Consider the following 18,276-nt stretch of genomic DNA (forward strand, 5'->3'; position numbering starts at 1 on the left):
GTGCATGGGCTGTGATCAAGGTGAGCTACCCTTGTAGTAGGGCGTGGGCAGACACCTCTCTTGCCGCGGGGCGGTCTTTTACGCTGACTTATCCATCACGGCTTCCGGAGATCCATTTGGGGGCGCGCGCTGTTCACCGGTAATTTTCTCTCCGAGACCCGCTCGCGGGAGCTGGAGCGCCTGGCCGATCCATTAGCACGCTAAGCTCGTCGAGGTCACTTGGAGCGAAAACGCGAATGCAGTGCGCGCGCAGCAGCGCCGCGGTGACCCCGGCTCCCGGATGGCGATGCCCGCTGAACGTTCCGTCGTAGACATAGCTGCTGCCGCACGATGGGCTGCCATCAGTTAGAAGTGCAAGACGGCAACCGTGATGCAGCGCCATGCGCAGTGCCTCCTGGGCACCGGCGACATAGTCTAGTGTCACGTCCCGTCCGTTGGATTCTACAACCTTTGCCCGAGCATGTAGAACATCGTTGCCCTCGCTTCCGGCGGCGATCTCAGCCGCTGGTCGGGGCGTCGGCAGACCGGCCATCAATTCCGGACAAGCAGCGAAGACGCGATTTTCCCGGCACCATCGCTCGATCAAATGATCGCTCAAGGTTTTGGCCGATCCATTGTGACGCACCGGTCTGCCAAGGAGGCAGGCGCTGGCCAATAGTTTGGGCCGGTCTGGCATTGCGCCAGCTAGTATAGCGGTCATTCGATGTCACGCCACGCGCCGGTATCGGTGCCTCTCGGCTCTAAACTCTGGCGCCTCCGCTTGCCCCAGCGACAATCGGTACGCGTGGCCGAGCCCAGACTCCCGATCGGGCGCCGTTGCGCCTGCCCTGAAGAGCACGGTTGGCATGCAGGGCGATTACCGTCCTGACCGCATTTCGATACTCCACGTGATGCCAAGTTCCCCCGCGGAGAAGGCTGGGCTGAAGCCGGGGGAGGCCATCTGTGCCGTCGATGGCGTCAGGGTCGTGAACGGATGGCTGAATTCTCCAATGCGAAGCTGGGGGACGCGTCCCCGCCGGCCGCAAGGTTCAGATAGGCCTGTGCTCGGGCCGGACGATCGACATCTACCTCGAATTTTTACTACGCAACACGGCTCGCGTTGCGGACGACGGGTTCGCGGTCAGCGGGAACGGCCGCTTTCGGCCGGTAGTGCTGAAAAACTCGGCACCAGCCCTTTTTCCTAGCCTGGCTGGAGCGCGTCAGCAGGCACGTACTCTGGGTTAACTTGAAACCTGCACCGTTGCGAGAGTTTGCTAAGCCGCTATAAACTTCGGGAATTCAGGAGATCGAACGATGTCAGGCCTCGCCCTAATCCTCAGCATGCTGCAAGCAACGTCAGTACCCGCTCAGGCCCTTCCTCCCGAAGATGCGCTTGGTCGTTACACTCTGTGCGTCACACGAATGGCGGCTCTAAGGGGCGGGAGTGATCCAGCGGATAAAACGGCAGAGGCGTCAGCCACTGCGTGCGAGAACTTGCTCAACGCCGCTGTAGATCAGATCCGGGTGGCCGCTACGGGTACTCCCGAGGAAGTGCGACACAGGGTCGGTGCGCTACTCGAGGTTCAAGCACGTCGGGAGGCTGTCGCGAGGACGGCGATCATCGAATCGTACGAGCATGAGAAACTCTGAACCCTTACCTGGGGCGGCATCGGCGGCTTTCCACCGATAGCCACGAAGAGGGACCCGCATAAGCGGCCTCAGCCCCGATGCTTAGCCAGATAGCGAACGCTGGCGCAGAATACGGCCGGCATGCAGGAACTCTCCAGCAAGGGCTGTTCCGAGCCTGCGGCCGAGATGCCCAACAGCGGACATTCGCGGGCGGTCGCTTTCGGCCATTGCCGACATCAACAGTACGACTCCTCCATCGTCAGCAGGGCGTCGGCAAACCCGACGGTTACCGCTTCGCGCGTGCCTGACAGGTGCGCATACGGGTCGTGGATGTAGGCTGACACACCGGTCCCATGCGCAAGAGGAGAGGAGGCACGCCGCCGTGAGCGACGGATGCGGAGAGGCCGCACCGGCTCACATCGGAGGCCGACATGATCAAGACCATTCCTCTTCTCAAGCTCATCCCCTCGCCGCGGAACGTGCGGCGGAGCACCGACGAGCAGGCGGACCTGCAGCTGAAGGCGGATATCGACGCGCGCGGACTGCTCCAGAACCTCGTCGTCGCGCCCGCTAAGAAGCCGCGCGGTGCCTTCACCGTCGAGGCCGGCGGGCGACGCCTGCGGGCGCTGAAGTCCCTCGCCGAGGAGGGCAAACTCGACGGGGCCTACGAGGTGCCGTGCCTCGTCATCGGCGACGGTGCGGTCGACCAGGAGGCGAGCCTGGCCGAGAACTTCCACCGCCTCGCCATGAACCCGGCGGATGAGTGTCTCGCCTTCGGGCAGTTGGTCGAGCAGGGGGCGGACGTCGAGGGCGTCGCCCGCCGGTTCGGCCTCACCGTCCGCTTCGTCGAGGGGCGGCTCCGTCTTGCCGCGCTCGCGCCGGTGGTGTTCGAAGCGCTCGGTGCCGGCGAGATCACGCTCGACGTGGCAAAGGCTTATGGCGCCACGCCCGACCGCGAACGCCAGGCGTTCGTGTTCGAGCAGGTAAGCCGCAGCTACATGGCGAGCCATCCTGACAGCATCCGGCGGATGATGACGCAGGCGACCGTGGGCGCGAGCGATCGCCGCGCCCGGTTCGTCGGCGAGGAGGCCTATGTGGCGGCCGGTGGGAAGATCGAGCGGGACCTGTTCTCGGACGAGGACGGCGCCCGTTGGCTCGACATCGCGCTGCTCGAACGGCTCGCCACCGAGAAGCTGGAAGCGCTCGCCAACGGGAAGGCGGCGGAGCTGGGTCTAGCGTGGGTCCGCCCGACGCTTGAGACCTGGATCGGCTATCCCGCGACGGCCGGCCTGAAGCGGATCGTGCCCGAGCGGGAGCCGCTTACCGACGACGAGGCCAACCGCATCGACGCGGCTCATGGGGAGATCGAGGCGCTGATCGCCATCATCGACGATGAGGAGACCTCCGAAGACGATCGCAATGAGGCTGAGGAGAAGGCCGGGGCGCTCGAGCGAGAGATCGCGGCGCTTCGCGACAAACCTGCGATCCTCGACGAAGCGCTGAAGCCGAAGCTCGGTGCGTTCCTCCTTCTCGACGATGCTGGGGCGCCGATGCTCGACGCCGTCTTCTACTCCGAGGAGGCGCTCGACCAGGACGAGGAGGCGGAGGATGACGCCGCCGGCACTCGGCCCCAGGTCACTGGCCCAGCTGCCGAGCCCGAACAGCCTCAGGACCGCGCGCCCGCGCTCTCCCGCGCCCTTGTCGATGAGCTCGCCATCCAACGGCGGGACGTGCTCGCGGTGCATGTCGCGGCGGATCCGGCGCTGGCGTTCGACCTTGCCATCTTCCTGATGGTCGATCGGGAGGCGGGCTATTCGAGCGAGAAGAGCGGCTCGTCTTTGGCTGCCCTTGCCCCTTCCGATCCGGTGTTCGGGTTCAAGACGCCCGACGCTCCGGCGACGGTGGAGCGAGCCCAGGTCGTAGAGCGGCTCGACCGCAGCTGGACCCAGGGTGCGACGCGCGGCGAGCGCTTCGACGCGTTTCGCGCCCTCCCCGAGGAGGCGCGGGCGGCCTGGCTCAGCGATGCGGTGGCGCGGACCCTGGAGGCGAGCGCCAATTCCCGTGAAAGGTCCTGCCGGTTCCACGACCATCTCGGCGGCCTCCTCGGAATTGACGTCGCGAAATGGTGGCGGCCGACCGGCGCCAACTATTTCGACCGGGTGCCCAAGGCGGTGACGCTCGCCGCGCTGGAGGAAGTGGGTGGCCCCGCCTTCGCCTCGCGTTACTCGGGCCTCAAGAAGGCCGAGCTGGCTCAATCCGCCGAACGCATTTTCGCGGGCGACTTCATCGCGGAGGTGGAGGTGAAGGAGCGGGCGCTCGCGTGGGTGCCGGAGGCGATGCGGTTTGCACCTGTGGTTGCGTCCGCGCCGGCCGCCGAGGACGAGACGCCGCCTTGGGAGGATGAGCCGGCGACGCCTCCCAGCTCCGACAGGGCCGACGAGGCCCCGGCTGAGAGTGGAGCGGGCGAGGCGGAGGACGACGGCGCTCAGGCGTCGGGGAGCATCGAGAAAGCGGCCTGACGCCTTCTCCCGCTTTTCAGGGGCGGTCCTTCGGGGCCGCCCCACCTTCTCGTCACCGGCTGGGGACGGCCACCGGATTTTGTGAAAACTGGCCAGAGGGCTTGCCCAAGAGGGATATGCAGGCACGCCCCACTTTCCGCCGCGATCGACCCGGACCCACTGCGCCTAGCTGAGGAGCCTCACTGAGCCGGCCGCCACGAGCCCGTCCGGACGGGCGGCGGATCGCTCACAGGAGATTGGCGAGGATGGCGCACGTCCGAACGGATCGCCGCCCGGTGTCCCTGTCGTTCCCAACCTGTGCCGAGAGGTCAGCGTTTAGCCGCTAGCCGATCCTCGTCTTTGCGGCGCCACGACCAGAAAGCGGACAGTCGCTGCGAAGCGGCACCTGTGCCCGCTTCCGACCCATTGCGGACATTGGCCAAGCAACGCTATCTCCAGCCTGTTACGGGAGTTGGTATGGTCGAGAGGTTCCGTGAGGCTGCGGCATCCGTCACGCGAACGGTCAGCCGGACGTTTGTCGTTGCCGGACGTTCTCGCAGGTCTGAATTTGGCTATTATTGGATTGCTTCCACTCTCGTCGGTGGAGCTGCCCGGCTTTCGGTTGGACCCCACCTCGGCTGGCCGTCGTCGGCGATGGTCCCAGACGCTATCAACCTCGTTGTCATCGTGCCGTTCTTTGCACTGTTTGCGAGGCGGCTTCACGACCAGGGCCGCTCCGCCTGGTGGGCGCTCGCGTTGCCGCCACTGGTTGCTGCCAACATCTACGATCACTTACGCGTCAACTTTCACGCATACGATGCCGCTTGGCCGGAACTGAGCATGTGGGAACTGATACTCCTAATCCCTGCCATCGGGTCGGTCGCGGTGATGTTCATTCCTGGTGATGTTGGTCCGAATCGCTACGGCCACGATCCACGGCTGGATGAGCGGGAGCCAGACACAGTCTAACGGCAGCTTGGTGCTGAGGCGCCAATGTCCGGTTTCCACCCATTGCGGACATTCGCGGCAATCCAGCCAAATGACGGCTTCGCGCCATCTGCGGTCATTTAGCGGCGCCTACTAAGTCCCTGAAAGCGGACAATCTCACGATATTTCCGAACGAGGCTAGCCTGCTGTTTTCGTTTGCAAGCTCCTCTCGATGGGGTACGCCGTGCCCAAGTGCGGGGGCGCAATGACACGAAGCGAAGAGATGAGCGCGGTTGTCGCTGCAAGGGGCAGAAGGCCGCTCTGCGACCTCTGTATCGCTGACCGGCTCGCGCTCAGCCGAAAGCAGGTATCCGCCGCCGGCAGGATCGGGGTCCGCGATCTGGGCTTTGAGCGTTTCGTGGGCCACTGTTCCGGCTGCTGCACGAACAGGAAGCTTACTGCCCCGCGCTAGCTTCGCGATGACGCGAGGAGGGGTCATTCGCGGCACCATATCGAGAGGCAATTCGCTCGTTGATGCGGAACGATGCTGTAGGATGCAGACCGACTCAGGCGGGGAACGCATGTGATGATTGATCGCCGCATGGCGCTGGTTGGCGGCGTCGCTTTGGCAGGGCTCGCGGCGAGCCGTGTCGCCGCGGCAGACAGGGGGATTGCAAACCTCGCCTACGATCGCGCCATCGTCATAGACGGCCTGGGCGGATTCAACGACCCCTACGGCCCGGAGGACGAGAAACAAATTAGTACGCGCGGGGCCGCGGAGCTGCGCCAGTCGGGTACGACTGCCGTCCACTTCACAGTAAATGAAGTCGGGAACGAGCCTGGCGCCTGGGAAAAGACTGTGGGGAACATCGCGCAGCTTGATCAGCTGATCGCCGACAACGCCGATGTCCTGCTCCGGGCGCTCAGTACCGGAGACTTCCGGGCTGCAAAGGCTTCGAACCGACTGGCGGTCTATTATGGTGTGCAGGACACCAGCCTCGTCGGCACCGAACTCGATCGCCTAGCTCTGCTCAAGGGGCTCGGAGTGCGTATCGTCCAGCTGACCTACAATCTCCGTAACCTCTCCGGGGACGGCAGTCTCGAGCCGGCCAATGCCGGGCTCTCGAAGCTCGGGCACGACACGATCGCGCGTATCGAACACGAAAAGTTGCTGCTCGATCTGAGCCACGGGGGGCAGCGTACGATCGCCGAGGCGCTGGCAGCGGCGACCCGGCCGCCGATCATCAGCCATACCGGCTGCCGAGCACTCAATGACAATCCGCGCAACGTGTGGGATGCCGAGATGAGGACCTGCGCAGACAAAGGCGGGGTGATCGGCATTTACTGGATGCCGTTCCTCGTGCCGAACAGCAGACCGACCGGGGCCGACGTCGTCGCACACATGACGCACGTACGGGACATCTGCGGCGAGGACCACGTTGCGATCGGCACTGACGGAATCATCGCGAAAACCGTGATCGACGAGAAGGCCCGCGCCACGCAGCGCAAGTTCTTCCAGGATCGCAGCAAGCGCGGCATCGCGGCGCCCGGAGAGGGGAGCGATATCTTCAACATCGTTGCCGAATGGGACGATGCAATGCGCTTCAGGCACCTGGCGGACGGGCTGTCGCGTGCGAGGTGGACGACGAGGCAAATCGAGAAGGCACTCGGCGCAAACCTCCTGCGCCTTTACGGTGATGTTTGGGGCACCTGATCTGAGCGCACGATCCACTTTGCGCCAAAGGCAGTCGTTTGGGCGCTCGTCGGCGCCTCCCGAACCCGGTCGTTCATGCCAATGCGCCGGGAGCGCGCGCCGCACCTGGCTGCCTAGCCTCTCCCGCGACTCCTGCAACTAACGGTGCTTGCCTCGCACCCCTAGTTTGTCCGTCGCGGCCGGTTTCCCCTCGCGTGGGCCGCCAGCGTCCAGGCGCTCGGTTTGAGCGTCCGCTTGAATGTTTTCCGGTCGATCGCGACCAGGCCGAACCGCTTCGTATAGCCCGACGTCCACTCGAAATTGTCGAGCAGCGACCAGTAGAGATAGCCCTTCACGTCGATCCCCTGAGCGATACATTTAGCGACTTCGGCGACAGTCGCGTCGATGAAGCGCGCGCGGATGGTGTCGTCGGTCGCAGCGATGCCGGTTTCGGTCAAATAGATCGGACGCCCGATATGCTCGGCGGCATACCGAATCGTCGCGCCGATGGCGTGCGGGTAGTTTTCGTACCCCATGTCGGTGAGCGGTACGCCCGATTCCGGCTTCATGAGCCCCTTGTCGTCGATCCGCAGCCGCGAATAGGTCTGGACTCCGATGAAGTCGGACCGGCGTGCCGCCTCGATCCAGCCGCCATACATGGTCCGTTCGGCCTCATGCGCGAGATTACCCGGTCCGACGCCCTGGATCTCCTGCATCGATAGCGTCAGGCCGACCGGGAAATCGCCCGGACCCGCCTTTATCGCGGCATAGCCCTTGGCGTGCGCATCGAGCATGACCTCTGTGATTTTGTCCGGATCTCCAAAGAGCATCGACGAGAATTTGGGCGAGTGCGTGCGCTGCGCCGCCGCCGCGATCATCGCATTCGCATTCGCTGCGGCGGCGTCGCTGGCGAAGCGTGGCAAGACCTTGCGCAGCAGCACGATATTGGCCTCATTGAAGGTCGAGGCCATCCCGATCAGGGGCCCCAGCCTCTGCGTCGCGCGCGCACAGAAACGGGCGAACAGATCGGCGCCGTCGGCCCTTTCGAACCCACCACGCATGGCGAACCACAGCGGGACGGTGAAATGGTTGAAGGTGACGATCGGCAGCAGCTTGCGGGCGTGGCACGCCTCGAGCACCCGTGCATAATGATCGAGCTCCGCTTCCGAGAACATTCCGGGCGCGGGCTCGATCCGCGCCCATTCGATCCCAAGGCGATAACAATTGAGCCCGAGGCTTGCCGCGATGTCGAGATCTTCCTCGTAGCGATGATAGCTGTCGGTCGCGTCGCCGGAAGGGTCGTTGAACGCAGTCGGGGTGATCGTCTCGAGCAGCCAGCTGTCGGAATTGGTGTTGTTTCCCTCGCTCTGGTGTGCGGAGATCGCGGTGCCCCACAGGAAGCTGGACGATCCGCGGGCGGCGCCGACGGGCGGGCGAGCGGCACCCGCACGGCCTGCAGCCATCACGCTGGCCGCGCCTACGACAAGCTGTCGCCTGGTAGGGTTCACGCGCATAATTCCTTCCTGGCAATTGATCTAAGTCGGTAGCGGCGCCGACGCCCCCGTGTCGGTCAGCGTCGGCGCCGCGGCGCTTCAGAGTTCAACTCAAGGTTGCGGCATCGCCGCCCACTTCTTGCGGGCATCGGTCATCGCTGCCGCCTTGGCCCGTTCGCGGATGGGCTGGAGCCGCATCGCTTCCGTCTTGGCACCGACGGCGAGGTAGGTGGTCGGCGGTGCGGTCACGGCAGGCCAGCGCGGCGAGCCTCCGCCGTTCGGATCGCCCGTCCGCGCAAAACGCACCCAATAATCCCCCATCATCTTCGAGACCGCCGCGTCCTGCGCATCCCAGCGATGTTCCACCGCTTTGGTGCCGAAGACATATTCCAGTTCACCGCCGTGATCGGTACCCGCGGCAGCGGCGCGCTGATCAACGGGCACCTGGTCGAAATAATAGACGAATGTTTTGTTGCCGGCTGCTGCATGCTGATCCGCAAGCGCGAAGGACGGCAGCACGAAACCGGCGTCCTCCGCCAGATCGACCGCGGCAATTGCTTCCGGCTTGCCGGTCAGCGCAACATAGCTCTGCAGCAAAGCCGGGAAATCTTTGCCCAGTAACGCCTTCGCTGCGTCCTCGGTCATGCCCCCAAGGCTCGATTCGTTAGAATTGCCGCCGATGATCAGCGGGATCTGCATCTCGGCGTTACGATAGAAGGGCTCCCCGGGGCTGTGTGCCACGACCTTGCCATCGATGAACGGAAAGGCGCGGCCGTTCTTCACGACCTCTGCCAACGGAATCGCGCGAAGCTGCTCGGCGGTCGCGTTCTTCAGCCCAAGGCTTGCAGCCCACAAAGTGCCGAGCATCTCCGCGTTGATCGCGCCGCCCCGAATGGGGAACAGGGGACTGCTGCCGGCGCCGGATTCCGAAATCGCTTTGTGGAACAGCCCCTTCGACACGGGCGACCCCATCAGGATCTGAACGCTGCCCGCGCCGGCGGATTCACCGAAAACCGTGACGTTGTCGGCGTCGCCGCCGAATTTCGCGATGTTTCGCTTGACCCATTGGAGCGCGGCGACTTGGTCCATGACGGCGTAATTGCCGAGCTCGCCGTCCGGATTTTCGCGGGTGAGCGCCGGGTGGGCGAAGAAGCCGAGCCGGCCGAGCCGATAGTTGATTGTGACGATGATCGCCCCGCGCGCGGCAAGCCTCACGCCGTCATAGAGCGGCACCCCGGCGGCACCGTAAGTGAAGCCGCCACCGTGAATGAAGACCATGACCGGATATTTGCCCGCGTGCGCGGGCCGCCATACGTTGAGGAACAGGCAATCCTCGCTCATCGGGCCTACTTGAGCCCAGGGCTCCTTATGCTCGGATCCCTGGGGACAGGCTGCGCCGTATCGGGTCGCGTCGCGCACCCCCTTCCAGGCGGCCGGTCTTACCGGAGGACGCCAACGCATCGGGCCGACGGGCGGGGCGGCATAGGGAATGCCCTTGAAGACGAGAGTGGCGTCCGCCTGCGCCCCCTGCACCGCGCCGGAATCGATTGTCACCTTTGTCTGTTGCGCGCCCGCGGCGGTGGCCAGCATCGCCGCAGCGAGCCCCACAAACCGCATTGTCCATCGACCCTTGTTCAGCATGTTCATTCCTTTCGTGATCTGTCGTCAACCTCACCGGAACTCTGCAGCGCCGCATCGAACGGGACTGTCGTGCGGTCGCCGATGCAGGCGAGTAAGCGTCGCTGTGGGGCGGCTCATATCCATGGGTCCGCGCGAACGGGCGCCCAGCTGGCCTGCTTGCGATCGGCGCCGTGCGACTCGACCATTCAATCCCCTCCCTCGCGCCGGTTTATCTCGGCTGCCGAGCGGCATCCTACCATCCCGCAAAAACATTCACTAGCGATTTAATGAAAGTTGACAGACAGCCGGTTTGGATGCCACTTAGCGACCGGACGCGCCGCAGAGCGCGTATCTTCAGAGAGGATGAATGATGCGCTATCTATCGCTGTCCGCGTCCGTAATCGCCCTTCTGGCCTCGGGCGCTGCCCAGGCCCAAACCGGATCTGCAGCCCCGCCCGCCCAGACCACCGACCCCGTCGCAGCCGCCGATCCACATTCGGACAACGATCAGGAAATCGTCATCACCGCCGAGCGGCGCGCGACGAATCTGCAACGCACCGGTGTCGCGGCGAGCGTGTTGACCGGTGAGGACCTGACCCGAAAGAGCGTGCTGTCGGTCGAGCAGCTGCAGTTTGCGACGCCCTCGCTGACCGTCAACACTTCAGGCCAGAGCAACAGCTTCAACATCCGGGGCATCGGTAAGACCGAGGTCACCAGCTCGATCGGTGTCGGCGTCGTCACCTATCGTGACGGCGTCGCGACGTTTCCGGGCTATTTCCAGACCGAGCCTTATTACGACATTGCCTCAGTCGAAGTGCTGCGTGGACCCCAGGGCACTTTCGCCGGAGGCAACGCGACCGGCGGCGCAGTGTTCATCACCGAGACCAACCCGACGACTGACAGGGTCAAGGGCTACGCGCTTGCCCAGTACGGCAATTACAACGACGTAAAGGTCCAGGGCGCCATCAACCTGCCGCTAAGCGACACGCTGGCGCTGCGCGTCGCCGGGAACTACGAGCGTCGCGATACATTCTTTCACGTCACCGGCCCGTTTACGGGCAACCCCGGCAACCTCGACTCGGTCAGCGGCCGCGCCAGCCTGCTCTGGCAGCCGGATTCGCATCTGCGTATCCTGATCAAGGGCGATTACAACAAGGTCAATTACGGCGGCTTCCCGGCTACCCCGGCATATTTCGGCACGGCCGCCGCGCCGACGCTGAACACGTCCGATCCGTTCGTCGTGACCAGCAACGCGCCGCTGTCCGGTCAGGACGAGTTCGGCCGCATTACCGCCAACGTCAGCTATACATTCGACAACGGCCTCGCGATCCGTTCGATCTCCGGCTACCAGAGCGGCACCACCCAGGAGCGGGTCGACACCGACGGTACCAGCGCCGGAAACGACACCTTCCAGGACCATGCGCGCGAGCGTATCTGGTCTCAGGAAGTGAACATCGTCTCGCCCGACAGCAAGCGGTTCACTTGGCTGCTCGGTGGTTACGTGCAGCGTGACAGCTACACCTTTCCGGCGAACGGCGGCTATCACGCGGTGTCGCCGGCCGGCGTTCTGCAGTCCCTGGAGATCATCGGCACCAATCCGCACACCGCGCTCGCCGCGTTCGGTCAGGTTGGCTACAAGCTGAGCGAGGCACTGCAGATCACGGTCGGCGGCCGCTGGTCGCGGACGACGTCGCGCAATGACGCGAGCTACCCCGTCACTCTTTTCCTGGGGTTTGCGGGCAACCCGCCCGCACCTCGCTTCCTCAATACGACGCTCGTCCAGCACGATTTCAACGCGAACAAGAAGGTGGACGGCAAGATCGCGCTGAACTGGACCATCGACCGTAACAATTTCGTCTACGCTTTCGTCGCCACCGGCTCAAAGGCGGGCGGTCTCAACGGCGTCAACCTGTTCGGGGTGACGCCCCGCGCGTTCAACCCGGAGCAGGTCACCGATTACGAGCTCGGGTATAAGGGCACGCTGATGGATGGCCATCTGCGCACGCAGCTGGGTGTCTATTACAACCGCTACAAGAACTTCCAAGTCTCGATCGTGGATCCGGCGACGCCGAACTTCACCTCGATCTTCAATGTGCCTAGCCCGAGCAAGTCCTACGGCGTGGAGGCGTCCGCGCAGGGGTCATTCGGCAAGTTCCTGTTCGACTTCTCGGCATCGCTCTCGCACTCGGAGGTCGGACAGTTCTTCGCTCGTGATCCGCGCCTCGCGACGACCGGGACATGCGACGCGATCAGCGGTCCTGCCACGGCGAGCTGCATCAATCTGGGGGGTCGCCGTCAAACCTATTCGCCGCAGTTAACGCTGACCGCCGGTGCGCAGTATGGCATAGCTCTTGCCGAGGACCTGACGCTCACGCCGCGCCTCGATTACGCGCACATCTCGAGCACCTGGGGTACGCTCTTCGAAAAGTCAGCCCTTGGTGACTATCTGGGCGAACGAAACATCGTGAACGCTCAGCTGACGCTGACCAAGGGTGACTGGTCGATCGGCGCGTACGGCACCAATCTGACTGACCAGCATTACATCGGGTCGCTCAACGGCAATCGTCGCATGCCGGGTGCGCCGCGGCAGTATGGCGTGCGGGTCAGTACGACGTTCTGAGGCTGAGACAGGCGCGGCCGGGGAGGCCACGCCCCTCTCCGCCATATTCCCTAGGCTGATAGGAACCCGTCACGTGCCAGACAGGCAAGTCAGCTCACGAAGCAGCCGTTACGCCTGGCTGGTGCTGGGAGTGCTGAGCTTCGTTTATGTCCTGAACTTTCTCGATCGCCAGCTTCTATCGATCGTCGCCAAACCGCTACAGGACGATTTGGGCATCACCGATGGCCAGCTCGGCCGGCTGGGGGGGCTCTATTTCGCGCTGTTCTATTGCATCCTCGGGGTGCCGGTCGCGTGGCTCGCGGATCGCGGCAACCGGGCGTGGGTGCTCTCCGCCGCCTGCGGCTTATGGAGCGCGGCGACGATCGCGTGCGGCTTGTCCCACAGCTATGGGCAGCTCGCCGCCTCTCGGATGAGCGTCGGGATCGGCGAGGCCGGTGGGGTGCCGCCTTCCTATTCGCTCATTTCCGACTATTTCCCGCCGCACCGCCGCGGCATGGCGCTCGGCCTGTTCAACCTTGGACCCCCACTGGGTCAGGCATTGGGCGTCGCGTTCGGCGCGAAGATCGCGGCCGCCTACGACTGGCGCCTGGCGTTTATCCTGCTCGGCGCAGCTGGGCTAATAGCGGCCGGGGCAGTTTGGGCGCTGGTCCGTGAGCCGAAGCGCGGCGCGACCGATACAGGGCCGGCCCCGGAGATGGCGGGCGAAGCGGCCACCTTTTGGGCAACGCTGCGCATGTTCTTCTCGCGGCCCGTCCTGATTCTCGTGTCCCTGGCGGCCGGCGCGACTCAGTTCGTGACCTATGCGACGCTGGGCTTCACCACGCTCTTCCTCATGCGCGAAAAGGGCATGACGCTCGATCAGATCGCGATCTGGTACGCTCTGGTACTCGCGGTCGGCGTCAGCGCCGGTATCTACCTGTCGGGATGGCTGGTCGACCGGTACGGGTCACGCGATCCCTACTTCTACGGCCTCGTCCCCGGTGTCGCGCTGGCGTTGGCGGTACCGTTCTTCATCGGCTTCGTGGCCGCTCCGACCTGGCCGGTAGCGATGGCGTTCCTGATCGGGCCGACCTTTTTCAACTATTTCTACCTTACGCCTGCGGTGGCGCTGGTCCAGAACAGCGTGGCGCCGCGGCAGCGCACGCTGGCGGGCGCGGTGCTGTTGCTGATCATGAACCTGATCGGGCTTGGCCTGGGTCCGACCTGGGTCGGCGGGGTGAGCGACTGGCTCAAGGCGAGCCATCCGGCTCATTCGTTGCAGCTGGCTTTCTATAGCCTGGTGCCATTCTACCTCATCGCGATCGCCCTCCACTTCGCGCTCGCACGCGTGCTCAAACGTCAACGTGGGGTCCGCCGGTGATCAAGCGCGAGGACCGCGCGTCTCCGGACAAGACGCCCGGCGTGGCGCATATCACGAAGGTAATTTCATGACCCCGGGTGCGATACAGCCCTATGCCCTGACACTCGAGAAGTTTATCGACCACGCGGCGAAATGGCATGGCAGTGCCGAAGTCGTGACCGGCGGCGAGGGCCGGTCCGCGCGGATAGATTATGCGTCGCTTCGGGCGCGCGCGAACCGCCTCTCCGGCGCGTTTGCTGCGCTGGGTCTGGAAGCCGGCGACAATCTTGGGACGATGGCGTGGAACAGCCAAGCTCATTTGGAGTGCTGGTTCGGCGCCATGGGTCCTGGGATCGTCTGCCACACCCTCAACCCCCGTCTCACGTCGGGGCATCTGATGAGGATGATCCACGCGGCCGGAAACCGCGTGCTCGCAGTGAGTCCGGGTCTTGCGCCACTGGTCGAAGACTTGATCGAGCGCTGCCCAATGATCGAGCATGTGATCGTGCTGGCCGAGCCGGGTGTCGAGGCGCCCGCTCCCGCCTCCAATCGCGTGCACGTGTGGGACTACGAGGAACTGCTCGCCGAGCATGGCGCCGCCGCCGTCTGGGGTGGGTTCGATGAGAACGCACCCGCCGGCCTGTGCTTCACGTCTGGCACGACGGGGCCGCCGAAAGGCGTCACCTACACGCACCGCTCAAATTATCTAGAAACGGTGCACCTGCTCCAGGCGGACGTAATCGGCATCACCGGCAGGGATGTCGTTCTGGTCGGCGTACCCATGTTCCACGCCAACGGCTGGGGCTTCCCATTCGCCGGCGCGGCGGTCGGTGCGAAGCTGGTGCTCCCCGGCCGGAACCAGGATGGCGCAAGCCTCGCCCGCCTGATCAATGATGAGGGCGTGACCGTCGCCGCCGGGGTCGCGACCGTGTGGCTTGGGTTGGTCGATTATCTCGACGCCACGGGGGACGCGGTGCCCTCGCTCCAGCGCATCCTACTCGGCGGATCGTCGGTGCCGCAGGCACTTATGGATCGCTTCGAAGAGCGACTTGGCGTCACCGTCCAGACAAGTTGGGGCATGACCGAGCTGTCGCCGCTCGGCACCGTCACGCCCGCTAACACCCTGGTCCGCATAGCTTCGAAATCCGGGAAGCCACCGATCGGCATCGATCTTAGACTGACAGACGCAAATGGCACGCCGTTGGCCGAACAGCGCGGGGACGAAGGACATCTTTGGGTGAAAGGCGCGAGCGCGGTCGAGCGCTATTTCGGCCAAGTCGAGCCGGCAACCGACGCTGACGGGTGGTTCGACACCGGGGATCTGGCGCGGATCGACGCCGACGGCAGTCTGAGCATCACCGGGCGGTCCAAAGACCTAATCAAGTCGGGCGGCGAGTGGATCAATCCGGCCGAGATCGAGGCGATCGTCGGCGCCCTGCCGGAGGTCGCGCTGGCCGCCGTGGTGGGCCGCGCCCACGAACGATGGGGAGAGCGCCCGGTGCTGGTCGTCGAGCCGCGGCGGGGCGCGGACCTGACGGACGAAAAGCTGCTCGGCGCTCTCCGTGGCCGTATCGCCAATTGGTGGCTGCCCGATTCAATCGTTCGCGTGGCCGCTATGCCGCTCGCGCTGACAGGTAAGATCGACAAGATGCGCTTGCGGGCCGAGTACGGCTGAGGCCATGAGCTTTACCGCCTTGACGACGCTACGCTCACAAGGCCGAAGGACAAGCATGACCGATGCGCCGAAACGACCAAAGCGCCGCCCCAAGACCAAGGCGGACCAGCGCGCCGCGACGATGGAGCAGATATTCGATGCTGCCGAGGAGCTGTTCGCCAAGCGCGGATTATACGGCGTCACGCTGAAGGAGGTCGCGCAAAAAGTCGGCGTGCACCAATCGCTCCTGCATTATTATTTCAAAGACAAGAAAGACCTGTTTGACGCGATGATCGCGCGCCGTGCGCCGGTGACGATCGAACGGCGCATGGCAACACTCGACGCCTATGAACGCGAAGCGGCGGGTCGGCCGACCGTGGAGGGTGCGCTTCACGCCTATCTCGACGCGGATCTCGATCTCTATGGCAAAGGCGATGTCGGCTGGCGCAATTTTGGTATGCTAGGCGCGCAGATGAGCAACACTGCCGAATGGGGCGCTGAGTTGATGGACACCCATTTCGACGTCGTGGTCCTGCGGCTGATCAAGATTCTGAAGCAGGCAATGCCGAACTGCCCGGAAGAGGATCTCTTCTGGGGTTATCATTTCGTCACCGGCGCCCTCATGCTCACGCTGGGCCGCACAGGGCGCATCGATAAACTGTCCGGCGGCCTGTGTCGGTCGGAAGATTTCGAGGCGGTGAAGGATCGGATGGCGCGCTTCATGGCGGCCGGCTTCATCGCTACCTGTGCCGCGCGCGCCGAAGAACGCAAGGCCAGTGCATGATTACGCTGCGCAAACTGTTCGTGCTCCTGGCGGGAATTGCCGCTCTGTCGGCGACCCCCGCTCAGCCTCAAACAGTTGGGGTTATGGACAAGCCCTGTGCGGGGCTTCCCGGAGCCCCTGCCGACGTCGCGGCGTATCTGGCGCAGAGGGCCGCAGCGTTGGGCCGCCACGTCTCGATCGCTCCGCCGACCGCTGAGACCTTGAAGCGCTATACTGCCTGGCAGGCGGTGCTGCGCGAAAGCGACTTTGCGGCTCTCTGCAGATATCAGGCCGAGAACGCCCTGTTGCCCGCGGCGGGCCATCACCGCGTCGTGTTCTTCGGCGATTCGATCACTGAACTATGGCGGCTCAACGCACCCGAACTCTTCACAAACGATGTGATCGGTCGCGGGATCAGCGGCCAGACGACGGAACAGATGCTGATCCGCTTCCGGGCCGACGTTATCGACCTGAAGCCTGAGGCCGTTCACATCCTGGCCGGCACCAACGACATCGCTGGCAATACCGGCGCAACCTCGCTGCCGTGGGTCGAAGCCAATATTCAGACAATGGTCGAGATCGCGAAAGCGCACGGGATCAAAGTGATCCTCGCTGCAGTCCCGCCAGCGGCCCGTTTTAGTTGGCATCCAGAGCTGAAGCCCGCAGCGACTATAATGGCGTATAACCGTTGGCTGCGCCACTACGCAGCGAGGCAGAGAATAACCTTCGCGGACTATCAGGCGATACTCGACGACGGTCACGGCGGGTTCGCGGCTTCACTGACGGGCGACGGCGTTCATCCCAATGCCTCCGGGTACGCATTGATGACCCAGCAAGCGCGACGAGCAATGGCGCGTGCGCGCGCAAAGCAGACATTAGCCCGTTCAAGGAACCGAGCCCTTAGCGTCTCGATGACGCCCACCGGATGAGTGACAAACAAGCTCAGGGTATGGATGGAGCTGTGAATAAAGATCCCTGCGCATCTTAAGTGTAGATCCGTGCTACATTAGATAATAGTGACCGGCCCGCACCGTGCCAATGAGCGCGTCGCCGCCTAGTGGAACGGCGATGGCCACGAACACAGCGGAATGCGCGATAGCTCTCCAGAAACGACCGTGGGCCATTGCTCGGTAGACTCACTCGTGCTGGGTCGGCCCAACAGAACGCTATTTCGATAGCTCACGGCTCAATCCCACGACGCGGACGCACCTCACAACAGGAGTGCTATTGTCCATTTTTCACCCTCAGCGGACTTTCACCGGGATCAGCTGAACTGCTGCCAAGGTCCGCAATGGGTGCGAAGCGGACGCTACCACGGAACGCTCCGGCCTGAGCGATCCAGATATTCCAGACCCGGACGGGCTCGCTTGGCAATGAGAACATCCACGATCTGCGGGACGGCCTCTTCGATTGTGATCGGCGCCCCCGGCCCGCCCAAATCGGTTCTAATCCATCCCGGCGCCATCAGGATCATTGCGCGCGCCCTTTGGGACTCACGCGCGGCGAAGCTTCGCATGAACTGGTTCAGCGCCGCCTTGCTCCCGCGATAGAGTTCCCTCGAACCCTTCACGTTGTCGGAAATGCTACCCTGCCCCGAGGACATTGCCCCAATCAAGCCATCGATCGGAACCAGATGTTCGAGTGCCTCGATCACCCGCATCGGACTCAACGCGTTCGTCATCATGACCCTGATGAACTCTTGGTCGGAAATGCCACCGATGCGCTGAAGGCCATTGGCGTCCTCCGCTGTCGTGCCGGAATTTACGAAAAGGATGTCGAGAACTCTATCCGACAGTTGTTCGCGTAAGGCGGCAATTTGAGCCTGCTCGTTTGTGTCAAGGAGCTTGATCTCCATCCGGTCTGCCGAAGTCTCGACTGGAGCCTCTGCAGGGCCACGAACGGTGCCAATTACCCGCCAATGTCTGGCAAGCAGCTCGTGAGCTATCGCCCGCCCGAGGCCTCGGGATGCACCGACTATCAACGCCGTCGGATCAGAAGCTCTTTCGGCGTCCGCGAGCATCGTACGATCTCCTCATCCATCGCCAAACGCCCGGCATTTCG

13 protein-coding genes are annotated in these 18,276 nt (G+C 63.9%); 9 read left to right on the plus strand and 4 right to left on the minus strand.

Translation table 11 applies throughout. The annotated features are described in order from the left end of the window. Positions 1-133 precede the first annotated feature (133 nt). Positions 134-700 carry a 2-thiouracil desulfurase family protein gene (locus tag VGC56_RS06870; protein WP_464124142.1) on the minus strand — a complete coding sequence of 189 codons (567 nt, stop codon included), beginning with the start codon at positions 698-700 and terminating at the stop codon, positions 134-136. Positions 701-845: 145 nt separating this feature from the next. On the opposite strand from VGC56_RS06870, the gene VGC56_RS06875 reads away from it, so the two are divergent. The 4 genes from VGC56_RS06875 to VGC56_RS06890 all read left to right on the plus strand — a co-directional run bounded on the left by VGC56_RS06875 (position 846) and on the right by VGC56_RS06890 (position 6,747). Further along, positions 846-1,184 carry a PDZ domain-containing protein gene (locus VGC56_RS06875; protein WP_464124143.1) on the plus strand — a complete coding sequence of 113 codons (339 nt, stop codon included), beginning with the start codon at positions 846-848 and terminating at the stop codon, positions 1,182-1,184. An 855-nt stretch (positions 1,185-2,039) separates the two neighbouring features. After that, positions 2,040-4,127 (plus strand): ParB/RepB/Spo0J family partition protein, encoded by a 2,088-nt coding sequence (locus VGC56_RS06880; RefSeq protein ID WP_464124144.1) that lies wholly within the window; start codon positions 2,040-2,042, stop codon positions 4,125-4,127. 456 nt (positions 4,128-4,583) lie between these two features. Continuing rightward, on the plus strand, positions 4,584-5,075 hold the full coding sequence (locus VGC56_RS06885; protein WP_464124145.1) for a DUF805 domain-containing protein: 492 nt from the start codon (positions 4,584-4,586) through the stop codon (positions 5,073-5,075). A gap of 544 nt (positions 5,076-5,619) precedes the next feature. Beyond that, positions 5,620-6,747 (plus strand): dipeptidase, encoded by a 1,128-nt coding sequence (locus VGC56_RS06890; protein WP_464124146.1) that lies wholly within the window; start codon positions 5,620-5,622, stop codon positions 6,745-6,747. A 161-nt stretch (positions 6,748-6,908) separates the two neighbouring features. On the opposite strand, the gene VGC56_RS06895 is transcribed toward VGC56_RS06890, so the two are convergent. Beyond that, complete coding sequence (locus VGC56_RS06895) at positions 6,909-8,189, minus strand: glycoside hydrolase family 1 protein (protein ID WP_464124147.1); 1,281 nt, start codon at positions 8,187-8,189, stop codon at positions 6,909-6,911. Between the two features lie 141 nt (positions 8,190-8,330). Continuing rightward, the gene (locus VGC56_RS06900) at positions 8,331-9,866 is read right to left on the minus strand and encodes a carboxylesterase/lipase family protein (protein ID WP_464124148.1); all 1,536 of its coding nucleotides are present in this window, start codon (positions 9,864-9,866) and stop codon (positions 8,331-8,333) included. A 340-nt stretch (positions 9,867-10,206) separates the two neighbouring features. Here VGC56_RS06900 and VGC56_RS06905 point away from each other — a divergent pair, with 340 nt between their 5' ends. The 5 genes from VGC56_RS06905 (at position 10,207) to VGC56_RS06925 (ending at position 17,144) form a co-directional block, all read left to right on the plus strand. After that, entirely contained in the window at positions 10,207-12,459 is a 2,253-nt protein-coding gene (locus VGC56_RS06905; RefSeq protein WP_464124149.1) for a TonB-dependent receptor, read from the plus strand. 130 nt (positions 12,460-12,589) lie between these two features. Further along, positions 12,590-13,819 (plus strand): spinster family MFS transporter, encoded by a 1,230-nt coding sequence (locus VGC56_RS06910; protein ID WP_464124150.1) that lies wholly within the window; start codon positions 12,590-12,592, stop codon positions 13,817-13,819. Between the two features lie 67 nt (positions 13,820-13,886). Beyond that, complete coding sequence (locus tag VGC56_RS06915) at positions 13,887-15,473, plus strand: AMP-binding protein (protein ID WP_464124151.1); 1,587 nt, start codon at positions 13,887-13,889, stop codon at positions 15,471-15,473. Positions 15,474-15,528: 55 nt separating this feature from the next. After that, positions 15,529-16,236 carry a TetR/AcrR family transcriptional regulator gene (locus VGC56_RS06920; protein WP_464124152.1) on the plus strand — a complete coding sequence of 236 codons (708 nt, stop codon included), beginning with the start codon at positions 15,529-15,531 and terminating at the stop codon, positions 16,234-16,236. Beyond that, positions 16,233-17,144, plus strand: coding sequence for a GDSL-type esterase/lipase family protein (locus VGC56_RS06925; RefSeq protein ID WP_464124153.1), 912 nt, complete (start codon positions 16,233-16,235; stop codon positions 17,142-17,144). The genes VGC56_RS06920 and VGC56_RS06925 overlap by 4 nt, the downstream gene beginning before the upstream one ends. Positions 17,145-17,524: 380 nt before the next feature. Here the strand turns inward: VGC56_RS06925 and VGC56_RS06930 are convergent, their stop codons facing one another. After that, entirely contained in the window at positions 17,525-18,235 is a 711-nt protein-coding gene (locus VGC56_RS06930) for an SDR family NAD(P)-dependent oxidoreductase (protein ID WP_464124154.1), read from the minus strand. Between the last annotated feature and the right edge of the window lie 41 nt (positions 18,236-18,276).

Source organism: Allosphingosinicella sp. (assembly GCF_036403745.1).
Classification (GTDB): domain Bacteria; phylum Pseudomonadota; class Alphaproteobacteria; order Sphingomonadales; family Sphingomonadaceae; genus Allosphingosinicella.

Excerpts from the sequence above, each read along its gene's own strand:
- VGC56_RS06870 (WP_464124142.1), bottom strand. The coding sequence starts at position 700 with ATGACCGCTATACTAGCTGGCGCAATGCCAGACCGGCCCAAACTATTG.
- VGC56_RS06930 (WP_464124154.1), bottom strand. The coding sequence starts at position 18,235 with ATGCTCGCGGACGCCGAAAGAGCTTCTGATCCGACGGCGTTGATAGTC.
- VGC56_RS06905 (WP_464124149.1), top strand. The coding sequence starts at position 10,207 with ATGATGCGCTATCTATCGCTGTCCGCGTCCGTAATCGCCCTTCTGGCC.
- VGC56_RS06875 (WP_464124143.1), top strand. The coding sequence starts at position 846 with ATGCAGGGCGATTACCGTCCTGACCGCATTTCGATACTCCACGTGATG.
- VGC56_RS06895 (WP_464124147.1), bottom strand. The coding sequence starts at position 8,189 with ATGGCTGCAGGCCGTGCGGGTGCCGCTCGCCCGCCCGTCGGCGCCGCC.
- VGC56_RS06920 (WP_464124152.1), top strand. The coding sequence starts at position 15,529 with ATGACCGATGCGCCGAAACGACCAAAGCGCCGCCCCAAGACCAAGGCG.
- VGC56_RS06890 (WP_464124146.1), top strand. The coding sequence starts at position 5,620 with ATGATTGATCGCCGCATGGCGCTGGTTGGCGGCGTCGCTTTGGCAGGG.
- VGC56_RS06900 (WP_464124148.1), bottom strand. The coding sequence starts at position 9,866 with ATGAACATGCTGAACAAGGGTCGATGGACAATGCGGTTTGTGGGGCTC.
- VGC56_RS06885 (WP_464124145.1), top strand. The coding sequence starts at position 4,584 with ATGGTCGAGAGGTTCCGTGAGGCTGCGGCATCCGTCACGCGAACGGTC.
- VGC56_RS06880 (WP_464124144.1), top strand. The coding sequence starts at position 2,040 with ATGATCAAGACCATTCCTCTTCTCAAGCTCATCCCCTCGCCGCGGAAC.
- VGC56_RS06925 (WP_464124153.1), top strand. The coding sequence starts at position 16,233 with ATGATTACGCTGCGCAAACTGTTCGTGCTCCTGGCGGGAATTGCCGCT.
- VGC56_RS06915 (WP_464124151.1), top strand. The coding sequence starts at position 13,887 with ATGACCCCGGGTGCGATACAGCCCTATGCCCTGACACTCGAGAAGTTT.